Genomic DNA, 12,167 nt, shown 5'->3' on the forward strand with positions numbered 1-12,167 from the left:
CCACTTTATTTAATTACATTAGTCAACCTGAGCAATAAACAGAGTTTCAAACTTACCATCGCGATAAGTGTTAACCACCAGTGGTACCGAAACTTGTCGCTTCTGACCGAAAGAGGTGCTACCTACATATTTAAGTTTCGCATCACCAACCATATATGGGTTTGGCGCTTCAAATGTATCCATGGTTTGCTGGAACTGGTCCACATTGGTAATTGCAGACGGATTCGCTTTCAATGTCTCAATGATGTATTCAAGCGCATAAACCTTGGTGTTAGATTCGTCGTTATATTCGCCGAATTTCTCTGTATAGCGTTTAACGAATTCACGCATGGTGTCAGAAGCGACTTCAGGCGTAGATGCGCCACCCACAGAAATAAAACCATTGGCCAGATCACCAGCACCTTCTTTCAGAACGCTGGCATCCTGAGCGGTTTCGGTAGAGATCAGCCCGGTGTATCCCAGTTCACAAGCAGAACGGATAAGCTGAGGAGCGTTAGCCGGTGAAACACCAGACAGCACCAACAGGTCTGGTCGAGACTTAAGAACCGGCAATAATACAGGTGTAAAGTCAGTTGTATCAACCTGATAAGTCACGTTGCTGGACACAACATTCAGCCCAAGTTTTTTAGCCGCTTCTACACCGCCGTCACGTTGGCTAAGAGGATCAGATTCATTCGCCGCTACAAATGCAACGTCTTCAATTCCTTTGTTGTCCATCAGGTACTTATAGATAGCCGGACCAGACTGGTAGTTTGCTACCATACCAAGAACTGCGTTTGACGCTGGGGCAGTATATAAAGATTTTGGAAACGCATATGGGAAATACATAATGCCTTTCTGCTCAGCAACAGGACGAACTGCCGCCGCGCCATCATCAACGTTTGGACCAACAACATAATGAATACCTTCCTGAGCCATTTTTTCCATACCGGCTACAGCGCGTTTAGGGTCTTTCTGATCATCAAATGCGACCACATCAATGTCGTAAGTAGTATCACCGATAGTGACGCCACCCATTTCATTAATCCAGTCAGCACGGGTTTCCATTGAGCGTTGGTTTGAAATACCCCATGCAGCAGCAGGACCAGAAGTCACACCCACAAAACCAATTTTTAGTACTGGATTAGCGGCAAATGCAGAACCAGAAATGGCAGCACTTACTACCGTTGCTAGTAGACCTGCTTTAAGAAAGCTAGATTTTTTCATCTGTAAACTCCATTTTTTCATTTGGTCGCTGGTCTCCGACCAGCATTAAAAACACTAAAATTATTACATCAGGTTATTGTCGACAATCCACAGTAAGATTGTCTACAATCTTCGGTAAAACTGTATGCAGCCTGTATGCCAAAAGTGATGAAACTCTCGAATTAATATTAATAATCCAAAAAATCATATAGTTAATGACATTTTGTGTAATGAATGGTTTTTTAGAATACAGGTTGAATGGAGAAATCGATGTGACTGAAATGTACCGGTCGCACCTTTATCGAACTAATGAACTAAAATGGAGCACGCTTTAATACCAATAATATATAAAAGAAGTCGTATATTCAGAGAGAATATGTATTGATTAGGAGATCAGCTGTGATTAGCTCAGAAATGTAGCGGTACAGAGAATAAAGAGCACAAACATTCACCAAACTTACGACAGAACACTAAATTCATGAATAGTGTTTGTATATTTATCCACACCATTTTGTATACAATACTACCGCAGTACAGATTATACCAATGACTGGAACTGGTATTGCCCCCCATTAAAAAAGGCGAATCATAAGATCCGCCTTTACTTTGTCTGACTCAGGTAAGAATAGCTGACTGTGATAAAAATTAAATCAGTGAAATTGCATCCTGAGCAATGATTAGCTCTTCATTAGTAGGAACAACCATCGCAACCGGAGACCCTTCTTTGGTGATAATACCTGCTTCACCAAAACGGGCTGCCTCATCGCCTGAAACATCTTCCTCATAACCAAATACTTTCAGGTTTTTCAGAACTTCACGACGGATCAGAAGTGCGTTTTCACCAATACCACCAGTGAATACGATAGCATCCAATGGTGCGCCAACAGCGACCATGTAAGACGCGATGTATTTCGCAACACGGTAAGTAAAGACTTCAAACGCTAGTGTTGCGCCTTCGTGCCCTTGTTCCATTGCTTCCAGAATACCGCGAGCATCACTTGTAAGACCCGACACGCCAAGGAAGCCAGAGTTCTTGTTCAGTTCATCAAAGATTTTTTCCTGAGACCAGCCTTTCTTCAGCAGAAACTCGATGATACTTGGGTCAAGGTCACCACAGCGGGTCCCCATCATAAGACCAGCAAGAGGTGTGAAGCCCATAGAGGTATCTACACTCTTACCTTCTTTCACCGCACATACAGAAGCACCATTGCCCAAGTGAACGGTGATGAAGTTACTTTCTTCTACTGGTTTATTTAAGATTCGGGCAGCTTCACGGCTCACATAATAGTGGCTGGTACCATGGAAGCCGTAACGGCGGATACCATAATCTTTATACAGTTTACTCGAAATAGCACCAGTATATGCTTTAGCCGGCATAGTTTGATGGAAAGCGGTATCAAACACTGCAACATGAGGAAGAGATGGAAATGCTTCCATCGCAGCACGGATACCGATGATATGTGCTGGGTTATGAAGTGGAGCAAGATCCTGAATGGATTCAATACCCTTAACGACATCATCGTCAATCAGTACTGACTTAGTAAATTTCTCACCACCGTGAACAACACGATGACCAACTGCAACGATATCATCAGTAAAGCCTAGTTCATTGACCAACTCTACCAGCCTTTCAACCGATGCTTTGTGGTGGTTGTCACCCGTAATTTCAACTTCTGTTTTTTCGCCCTGATATTTCCAACTCATACGAGCTTCAGGAAGACCAAAACATTCCCCTAGGCCGCTAAGAAGCGCATCGCCTGTTTTTGAATCAATAACCGCGAACTTCAGAGATGAGCTACCCGAATTGATCACGAGTACAAGTGCATTTGCCATGAGTATCCTTTCCTATTGTGTCTGACTATCAGAGCCCAGCTCTGTGGTATTCACTCCATTATTCAATAATTTTTTAATCATTCAACTTTAATTGAAAAGAAATATCCACCGTATCTTTGTTTTGTTGATCTGTGTCAAATTACGCGTTATTTAGAAATGGAAATTTAATCTTTTTTGATAAAACCAGATGCATAAAAAAACCGGACCTATTTAGATCCGGTTTTCCATTCAACTATTTTTTAGTGACACATTTATTATGCCTGGTTGTGGCGTCCCTGACCTTTTGAGCCACGCTCTCCACGGTAACTACCTCTGTGGTCACCGCCACGGTTACGGTCATAACGGCGTTCACCACTGTTCTCACGATTGCCACGATGACCACGGTTCTCACGGTTACCATCACGGCCGCGATATCCACCTTCACGGCGGCCACCTTCACGGCTGCGACGAGGCTCCCGGAAGTCATTAAAATCACAAACAACAGCACCTACATCCTGCTGACGAATACGCAGCTTACTCAGTTTACCCGCAGCTTGCGAACCTAGTGCTTTAGGCAGTTGGACAAATGTATGTCCCTGCGCCAGTTTAATAGCACCGATAGAGCCTTTACCCAGACCAACTTCATTCGCCAGTGCACCGACAATGTCTTTAACCTGAACGCCCTGCTCACGGCCAACCTGAAGCTGGTAAGTATCCCATTCCTGGTTTTGGTTATAGCTACCACCACGCTCTCCGCGACGACCACCATTGTCACGGTTATCACGGCGCTCTTTACGACGCTGCTTGTCGCGTTCAATCGCCGCCACCATCGGATCAGGACCTTTATAGAACAGAGGTCGTTTGCCCTGAACTCGTTTCAGAAGCATCGCAGCCAGAGTCGTCGCATCAATGTCCAGAGAATCCTGTAGCTTTTCAATCAGCTCAGCAAAATTACTCAGTGACTCATTTTCTTTTTCGACTTCGAGCTCAGCACCTAGCTTAGCAAGACGAGCATCTGCCACTTTATCTCTTAGCGGAAGCTGGATTTCTTCCATGCTGGATTTAGTTACACGCTCAATAGTACGCAGCATACGCAACTGATTAGTGCGGACTAAAAGAATCGCTTTACCTTTACGTCCCGCACGACCCGTACGGCCAATACGGTGAATATAAGACTCAACGTCAAACGGAATATCGTAGTTAAACACATGAGTGATACGAGGCACGTCAAGGCCACGAGCAACAACGTCCGTTGCAACCAGAATATCGATGACGCCACGTTTGATATGATCAACGGTACGTTCACGCAGAGACTGAGGAATATCGCCGTGCAATGCCGCAGCTTTAAAGCCCCGAGCAGACAACCAGTCAGCCAGACGCTCCGTATCCTGACGAGTACGTACAAACACAATCGATGCATCTGTTTCTTCAGTTTCAAGCAGACGGCTCATCGCTTCGTCTTTTTCTACCCCTTTCACTACCCAGAACTGCTGTTCAACTTTCTCAACAGTCTGGTTTTTGCCTGCAACGTCAATATGTGCAGGATCTCTCAGAAAACGTTCAACAATCGTTTTCAGCATAGGAGGCATAGTTGCAGAGAACAGAACGCGCTGAGCCGACTCAGGGGCGTGCTCCATAATCCAGGTAACATCGTCGACAAAACCCATATTCAGCATTTCATCGGCTTCATCCAGAACGAATGTTTTTACTTCATCCAGATGCAGACGATCGCGGTTGATCAAATCCTGAACTCGTCCAGGAGTACCGACTACGACATGCGCGCCAGATTTTAGTGCGCGCATTTGATCTACGATGGAAGTACCACCATAGATCTCAAGAACTTTAAGTCCCTTGATATTTTTACCAAGGTTTTTCATCTCAGCGGCGACCTGAATAGCCAGCTCACGAGTAGGTGCAAGTACAATGGCTTGCGGTTTGTACTGTTTAAGATCCAGCTTATTTAAAAGAGGAAGTGAAAACGCAGCAGTTTTACCGGTACCTGTCTGTGCTTTACCAAGTGCATCACGACCTTCCAGAAGGAAAGGAATAGCAGCAGCTTGGATTGGAGTAGGAGAAACAAAACCCATTTCGTCAAGAGAAGACAAAATGGCCTCATTCAGTGCTAATTCACTGAATTGAATATCAGAATCTTGCATTGGGATCCTATTGTATATATGTAAACACCGGTCCCATTCGCTTTCCAATTCCAATACTGAACACCCAGATTATTCGGAGAGAATAACAGTACAAAAACCCATTAAGCGGCTAGGGACACCTATAAGGGGTGCGCATTCTGCCCCATTTACATAATAAAAGCCAGAAAAAATTGAATTTCATCACATTTTTGTCTCAAAAATGGACAATTTGTGCATAAACATGCTTATTTTCAATACTTATTGGGCAATTCCGCCGGTATGCCTCAAATGAACGGTTATAAAAAGCATAACCAATATACATTCTACTCATTAATTAGTACCATGTGACGCAGCTATAATTTCACAGTAATGATTCCTGAGTGACTCACCTTTAAAGAGCGCAGTCTCATTGTGGGGAAGAAATTTGGGCATATATGGGGAAAACAACCCCAACTTTTAAAATCAATAGGTTATAAACGATAGATGTTTCAAGATAATCCTTTGCTCGCGCAATTAAAGCAGCAAATCAAAGAAAACATTCCGAAGAAAGAAGGGACTATCAAAGCGACAGACAAAGGCTTTGGTTTTCTAGAAGTAGACAGCAAGACAAGCTTCTTTATTCCACCTCCATACATGAAAAAATGTCTGCATGGAGATAAAGTTGTCGCTTTAATTCGTACGGAAAACGGCAAAGAAGTCGCCGAACCTGATGAGTTGGTTGAGCAAAGCCTTACCCGCTTTATTGGCCGGGTAAAAATGTTTAAAGGTCGCCTTAATGTCTGCCCGGATCATCCTCAACTGAAGAAAAATTCGCTGAAAGCAAAAGCCAAAAAAGGATTGAACCCTGAAACCTTATCGGAAGGCGACTGGGTTGTAGCAAAACTGATACGTCATCCACTAAGTGGTGACAATTCTTTTTTTGCAGAGATCAGTGAAAAGATTACCGATGCCGACGATAAAATTGCACCTTGGTGGGTAACACTGGCACAAAACGATTTACCAAACTCAGAACCAGAAGGCATTGATAGCTGGGAAATCAAAGATGACGCAGAGCTTGAACGTCTTGATATGACCCATGTTCCGTTTGTCACTATTGATGGTGAATCCACCAAAGATATGGACGATGCTCTATACGCAAAACGTACAGACAGTGGCGATTTCGAGCTGACTATCGCCATTGCCGATCCGACAGCTTATATCTGTCCTGACGATAACATGGATAAGGTCGCTCGTGAACGCGGCTTCACCATCTATCTTCCCGGCCGCAATATTCCTATGCTGCCAAGAGAGCTTGCCGATGAGCTATGCTCGCTGATTGAGGGAGAAATCCGACCGGCAATATGCTGCTCTGTGACCATCAGTAAAGAAGGCGTGATCGGTGATGATATTCGTTTCTTTGCGGCTAATATCCGGTCCCATGCCCGCTTGGCTTACGATCATGTATCAGACTGGCTGGAAAATGGGTCATCTGAACAATGGCAACCAGAAGATGACATTCAGCAGGTAGTACGCGACCTGTATGACTTCTCTCTTGCTCGATCAGGCTGGCGTGAGAAACATGCTGTCGTTTTCCCTGATCGCCCGGATTATCGTTTTGAATTAAGCGAAGACAATGACGTTATCGCCATTCATGCCGATATGCGCAGAAGTGCGAATAAGCTGGTTGAAGAAGCGATGATCACCGCAAACATTTGTGCAGGTCAGGTACTTCAGGCCAGCTTTGATACTGGTGTCTTCAATGTTCATTCAGGTTTTAAACCTGACAGGGTGAAAGACGTCGTAGAGCTGGTCAATCCGGAAAATAACCATCCGTTTACCGAAGAATCAATCGCGACATTAGATGGGTTCAGCAGCCTGCGTCGTTGGTTGAGTACTCTGGATACGTCCTACCTGGATAACCTTATTCGTAAGTGTCAGGCATACAGTGAAATCAGTAATAAACCGGATGCTCACTATGCTATGGGCCTGCCGGTATACGCAACGTGGACATCTCCGATTCGTAAATACGGCGACATGATTAACCACCGCATGCTTAAAGCGCATATTATGGGGAAAGACCCTGTACAGGTTCCGGATGACAGCATTGGTGAAGAACTGGCTATTCATCGTAAGCATCACAAAATAGCCGAGCGTAACGTCGGAGACTGGCTCTATGCCCGAACTCTGGCCAACGAGCCAGAAAAAGAGACACGCTATCAGGGTGAAATTTTCGATATCAATCGTGCCGGTATGCGTATTCGATTGCTTGAAAATGGTGCTTCGGCATTCATTCCTTCTCCATTAATTGTTGATAATAAACAAAGAATTGAATGTAATAGCGATACAGGTACGGTATCTATTGATAAAGAGCAAGTCTACAAGCTAGGCGATACTCTGGAAGTGGTACTTGCCGACGTCAATATGGAAAACCGCAGTCTGGTTGCAAAGCCAACTCAGGTATTTGCTGAACCAAACGCGGTTGAAACAGCAGACGTTTCAGAATAGGGTCAAACTCCAGTGTGGCGCATCATTTATACGCCACACTGGTGTTCAAGAGTTCTGTTTTTAGAGGCTGTCACCAAAATCAATAGCCTGGCTAGCGTACTATTGGATTAACTAGCGTACTATTGGATTAATTAGAATACTTACAGAAAATAACATGTCAAAAGTCACCGTTTTTAAACATGAGTCTCTGACTACCCGAAAAAAAGATCGCTTCCCGGCCACACAGAGCGGTATTCTTCGTGTAAAGAAAGGGGCTCTGAATATCAGAACAGAAGACAATACTTCCCTGGTATTATCTGCCGGAGAATTCATCGTTTATCACTCTGACGATCTGAAAGAAGTACAGTCACAAGCCTTATATGAAAGCTTTCTGGCAGAAATCATCATCCTTGAACCCTCTGTTTTTCAAGCATTTTGTAATCAAATACCGAAACCAAATCAGGTAATCAATACAGAGAATGTTGCAGAAAAAGTGTTTGTATTTGGTACAAGCCATACTATTGCGACAACTATTCTTGACCTTTTGATTTCCGCGAAAGAAGCGGAAAGCAGTGACCATACTGTTGAGGCTCTGGCTCATGCATTGCTGGCAGAGATCATTCATATCTCACCGACAACCCAGACTATATTCCGTAAAGCCTTTGACCAAACCACCGCTCAAAAGGTCATTCGATTCATAGAACTTAATATTGATAATGAAGTGTCACTGGAAGCAACGTCCCAATTCCTGGGCATGTCAACAGCGACATTAAAGCGGCGGTTAGCAGCCGAGGATCTTAGTTTTTCTCAGTTACTAAAAGTGAAACGGGTTAACTACGCAGCAACCAAACTTCGCCTGACGAACAAGTCAATTGCTGAAATTGCCTTTGAGTCTGGTTTTAAAAGCGCAGCCCACTTCAGCACAGCGTTTAAAGGCGTACAAGGAATGACCCCAAAAGAATTCCGACAGCAAGTCGCCTCAAGCAGAGCAAAATAACGTTACCAGAACATATGCTGTGGATCCTCTTCTAAAATCTCTAAAAGAGGATCAAACGTCTCTTGCTTAGATAAGTTGGGGTATGGCAGCCACGTCTGTACTCCCGGTTCTTCCGGATCATGTTGAGCAACATATAACATCCAGTGTTCATCCCTTTTATCATATTCCAGCTTTGCTATAGGGTTATCACTATTGCAGTGAGATGAATCTAACAAGAAATCCAACTCAGAAAAGATCACACCGCCAGTATAAATTTCATACTGAAGCTTTCCCTGCTCCACCGGAGTATTCTGATTTCGACTGCAGCACAGAGCTCGCACCGCCTTTTCTAATCGGTATTGTTCTATTTCTGAAATACTCATTATCACCCCCCGATATCTATACCCAAGATAATCTTATCCAGCCTGTTCACCAAACTCAGCCTTTTGAAACCACTTGAGTATACATACATTAACTATACTCTCCCGTGAGAAAAATGAGTAAAAGATCTTTGTTGTATCTAATAAAAGCATAACCACCTGCTCATTTTCACAAAAGTGTCATGATATGGACATATGATCAGCGTTTACCTTACCTTTTTATTATCAGGAGTTTTTTATGTTACGAGTTGCATTAGCTACTCTTCTTTCTGCAGTGATATTAGTGCCGGGAGTCAATGCTAAAGAAATCAGTATTTCCGGTTCTACTTCTGTTGCTCGCGTAATGGACGTTCTTGCAGAAGAGTTCAACAACTCTCATAAAGATACTTATGTCGCTGTTCAGGGAATCGGATCCAGTGCGGGGATCACTATGGTTAAAAAAGGGATTTCAGAAATAGGCATGAGCTCACGCTACCTGACGGAAGGAGAGAAAACAGAAGATCTGACCACCTTCCCTATCGCTTTTGACGGATTGGCCCTTATTGTGAATCATACAAATGGCCTAAGTAACCTTACCCGTCAGCAAGTCTATGATATTTACAAGGGCAAAATAACAAACTGGAAGGAACTGGGTGGTTCGGATCAGCGAATTGCCGTCGTTACCCGGGAAGCCTCCTCTGGCTCCCGTTATAGTTTTGAGTCGTTACTTGGACTGGTAACCGTGATTAACGGACGTCAGGTGTCAGACATAAACCCTACCAATCTCGTGGTGAACAGTAACAGTATGGTAAAAACCATCGTGAATCATAACCCACATGCTATTGGTTTTATCTCAGATGGCTCTGTTGACGCTTCTGTAAAAGAACTGAGCTTTGAGGGGGTTAAAGCCACCCCAGATAACATTGCATCCAGAAAATATGAGCTCGCACGCCCGTTTCTTATTTTGTACAAGGAAGAAAAACTGCCTGAAGGTGGACAGAAATTCATCCATTTTTTACATACAGAACAGGCGAAAAAGCTGATTACCCAATACGGATATACACCAGTGGATAAACAATACTAACATGGCCAGACAGCTGACCATGATATGAAAAGAGCTGGCAGCCAGGCCAGCTCTTCTATCTGAACATTACCAATCTGCCCCATAGGCGTTAATCCATTCAAAAATACAGGCGGATAACAGAAACCGCCACACATCCTGGTCGACGAATACCTTCAATTTCTACCGTCATTTCACGCTCAAGCTCAAGCCCTTTCCTGATAGGTGTCACCTTAATCAACTTGCTGTGTGTGCGAATCCGATTTCCTGACTTTACCGGATAAGGGAAGCGAACCTGATTAAGCCCAACATTGACTACCATTTTGGCCGTAGGAAACAGGGGATTTTCAGGATCAACACTATCCGTCATACGAGACAGCATAGACAAGGTTAAAAAGCCGTGCGCCACTGTCGTTTTAAACGGAGACTCCTGTACCGCTCTTTCAGGGTCGGTATGAATCCATTGAGTATCTTCCGTTACCTCTCCAAAAGCATTAATACGCTCTTGATCTATGGTGACCCAGTCACCCACATGAACCACCTGATCCAACTTTGTCTGTAGCTCTTGATACACAGCCAGCGCTTCACTACTCAGCTCAATCTCTTCTTCACGGGGACTAACATCTTCATTTACCGCAGGAGCAAGTTCGCGCACCCAGTCAAAAACCTGAATTCCATTGGTTTTGCTCACAAAATCATGTAAGTATTCCCTTAACGCAGGAGACATCAGTTCTTTTATTTCAAAATGATGCTTTGCCAGCGATTCACTTTTGTGTTTGAGAATATCCACAACCTTCATAAAAACCTCAGTTATTAAAAGCCTATGACTAAGCCATAGTTGTTAATTTTGAATGAGTTCACAAAAACCAGCAAGTTTTTTCGAGCGAACAAGTGTATTCCGAACACTGTTTTTATCATTTTAAACAGGGAGTTATGTCAATAAAATAATGTTTTATTGGTAATTTTTAAATGGCGCTAATCGCGATTACGAGTAGGTTCAGGAATAGAACGGTTCAACCGGTTTATGGATCGATTTTTAGAAAAGAACAGCTCTACGTTCATCTGAATACCTGGATTCGCTTTATAATCATATTCACGAGGTAGCTCAATTTTAGGAATAATAGAAAAGTATAGCCAATTTTTGTGAACATTCTGACTCCAGGTTGCTGATATCCAATAGTTTGTGACTTTATCAGATTCAGACGGGTCAATACTCATACCTGCAGACCAATCCAGAAGATGATCGCGATTAATGCGATCTGACAATCCTAATTGAAACAGTAACTCCCACGCGTCCTCATCAAACCTATACTGGGCACTTGAACCAGCTGAAAAAATCTGTGACTCATCCTCAGCAACAGGATAAAAAAACTTCAGCTCGCTGAACGCCCCCCCACCAGTAGTATGATAATAAAAAAGCTGTTGCCTGAACTGCGCAACCCAGTCATTTCCCGCGGCCTCGACTCGCTTTAGCTCACCACGGACAAAAGGATCTAACGGCAACCGCAACTTCATTCCGATACCAAAGTTCGTATCCCAGTAATGCAGCAGCCCATTTTGATATTCAACCCCTCCGACAGGGTCACCCGCATCATCTCTGGCCCCCTGTAAGTCACGCTGCTTACTCTCCAGAGAACTATAATCATCCGAATCGGTCTCAAACACCAAATGCCAGTTGTGCTCGATATGAGGCAAATCAATACGCACTGACAAGCTTCCATCAGACTCAAAATCCCCAAGATGGCTGTATTCTGCCAACGACCTAAATTGAACATAGCTTCGGTTTGTTATTGCCTGCTCTTCTTCCTGCTTAGCTAATCCCTGGTCAACATACACGCTAAAATCGTGCACGGTATTCGCCACATAGCTTTCTGTTTTGTCTAACCAGCTCACTTCATCTTCCACTGGTTTATCTGGCAACACTCGCCCCTCATCAGCGGATGACAAGGGTGCTGCCCCCGAATCTGAAGGGGCATACTTCGTCTGAGCCACTGCAGGAAACATTAGTGCATTGATAAGGTATACAGCACTAATCATTACAACGGCCTGGTAAAGAGAACGCACTGTTTTTTCTATCCTGTACTGCTGCCTTTAACTATAATTATAGACAACTCAATAAGCATCCGGATTGCCAGAGCGTGTCCTAGCCACACGGACTATTGGATTAAATCCGATTC

General features: G+C 43.8%; 9 protein-coding genes. 3 read left to right on the forward strand and 6 right to left on the reverse strand.

Features of this window, described 5'->3' with window-relative positions; genetic code table 11:
• Nucleotides 1-18: 18 nt before the first annotated feature.
• The 3 genes from DI392_RS18120 to DI392_RS18130 all read right to left on the reverse strand — a co-directional run bounded on the left by DI392_RS18120 (nt 19) and on the right by DI392_RS18130 (nt 5,153).
• A complete protein-coding gene (locus DI392_RS18120; protein ID WP_109321139.1) occupies nt 19-1,206 on the reverse strand; it encodes an ABC transporter substrate-binding protein in 1,188 nt (395 codons plus the stop codon).
• A gap of 624 nt (nt 1,207-1,830) precedes the next feature.
• Nucleotides 1,831-3,018: an acetate/propionate family kinase gene (locus tag DI392_RS18125; protein ID WP_109321103.1), complete on the reverse strand. Its 1,188-nt coding sequence runs from the start codon at nt 3,016-3,018 to the stop codon at nt 1,831-1,833.
• Nucleotides 3,019-3,272: 254 nt separating this feature from the next.
• Nucleotides 3,273-5,153, reverse strand: coding sequence for a DEAD/DEAH box helicase (locus DI392_RS18130; RefSeq protein ID WP_109321104.1), 1,881 nt, complete (start codon nt 5,151-5,153; stop codon nt 3,273-3,275).
• A gap of 462 nt (nt 5,154-5,615) precedes the next feature.
• Here DI392_RS18130 and rnb point away from each other — a divergent pair, with 462 nt between their 5' ends.
• Nucleotides 5,616-7,616 (forward strand): exoribonuclease II, encoded by a 2,001-nt coding sequence (gene rnb, locus DI392_RS18135; protein WP_109321105.1) that lies wholly within the window; start codon nt 5,616-5,618, stop codon nt 7,614-7,616.
• Nucleotides 7,617-7,770: 154 nt separating this feature from the next.
• On the forward strand, nt 7,771-8,592 hold the full coding sequence (locus DI392_RS18140) for a helix-turn-helix domain-containing protein (RefSeq protein ID WP_109321106.1): 822 nt from the start codon (nt 7,771-7,773) through the stop codon (nt 8,590-8,592).
• 2 nt (nt 8,593-8,594) lie between these two features.
• Here DI392_RS18140 and DI392_RS18145 read toward each other — a convergent pair whose 3' ends face one another.
• Nucleotides 8,595-8,954: a DUF3024 domain-containing protein gene (locus tag DI392_RS18145; protein ID WP_109321107.1), complete on the reverse strand. Its 360-nt coding sequence runs from the start codon at nt 8,952-8,954 to the stop codon at nt 8,595-8,597.
• Between the two features lie 235 nt (nt 8,955-9,189).
• Here DI392_RS18145 and DI392_RS18150 point away from each other — a divergent pair, with 235 nt between their 5' ends.
• Nucleotides 9,190-10,014 (forward strand): phosphate ABC transporter substrate-binding protein, encoded by an 825-nt coding sequence (locus DI392_RS18150; RefSeq protein ID WP_109321108.1) that lies wholly within the window; start codon nt 9,190-9,192, stop codon nt 10,012-10,014.
• Nucleotides 10,015-10,111: 97 nt separating this feature from the next.
• Here the strand turns inward: DI392_RS18150 and DI392_RS18155 are convergent, their stop codons facing one another.
• Nucleotides 10,112-10,789 (reverse strand): MaoC family dehydratase, encoded by a 678-nt coding sequence (locus DI392_RS18155; RefSeq protein ID WP_109321109.1) that lies wholly within the window; start codon nt 10,787-10,789, stop codon nt 10,112-10,114.
• Between the two features lie 176 nt (nt 10,790-10,965).
• Entirely contained in the window at nt 10,966-12,027 is a 1,062-nt protein-coding gene (locus DI392_RS18160) for a hypothetical protein (RefSeq protein ID WP_146194548.1), read from the reverse strand.
• Nucleotides 12,028-12,167 lie beyond the last annotated feature (140 nt).

Origin of the sequence: Vibrio albus (assembly GCF_003144035.1) — a bacterium.
Taxonomy (GTDB): Bacteria; Pseudomonadota; Gammaproteobacteria; order Enterobacterales; family Vibrionaceae; genus Vibrio; species Vibrio albus.

Excerpts from the sequence above, each read along its gene's own strand:
- DI392_RS18120 (WP_109321139.1), bottom strand. The coding sequence starts at position 1,206 with ATGAAAAAATCTAGCTTTCTTAAAGCAGGTCTACTAGCAACGGTAGTA.
- DI392_RS18125 (WP_109321103.1), bottom strand. The coding sequence starts at position 3,018 with ATGGCAAATGCACTTGTACTCGTGATCAATTCGGGTAGCTCATCTCTG.
- DI392_RS18130 (WP_109321104.1), bottom strand. The coding sequence starts at position 5,153 with ATGCAAGATTCTGATATTCAATTCAGTGAATTAGCACTGAATGAGGCC.
- rnb (WP_109321105.1), top strand. The coding sequence starts at position 5,616 with ATGTTTCAAGATAATCCTTTGCTCGCGCAATTAAAGCAGCAAATCAAA.
- DI392_RS18140 (WP_109321106.1), top strand. The coding sequence starts at position 7,771 with ATGTCAAAAGTCACCGTTTTTAAACATGAGTCTCTGACTACCCGAAAA.
- DI392_RS18145 (WP_109321107.1), bottom strand. The coding sequence starts at position 8,954 with ATGAGTATTTCAGAAATAGAACAATACCGATTAGAAAAGGCGGTGCGA.
- DI392_RS18150 (WP_109321108.1), top strand. The coding sequence starts at position 9,190 with ATGTTACGAGTTGCATTAGCTACTCTTCTTTCTGCAGTGATATTAGTG.
- DI392_RS18155 (WP_109321109.1), bottom strand. The coding sequence starts at position 10,789 with ATGAAGGTTGTGGATATTCTCAAACACAAAAGTGAATCGCTGGCAAAG.
- DI392_RS18160 (WP_146194548.1), bottom strand. The coding sequence starts at position 12,027 with ATGATTAGTGCTGTATACCTTATCAATGCACTAATGTTTCCTGCAGTG.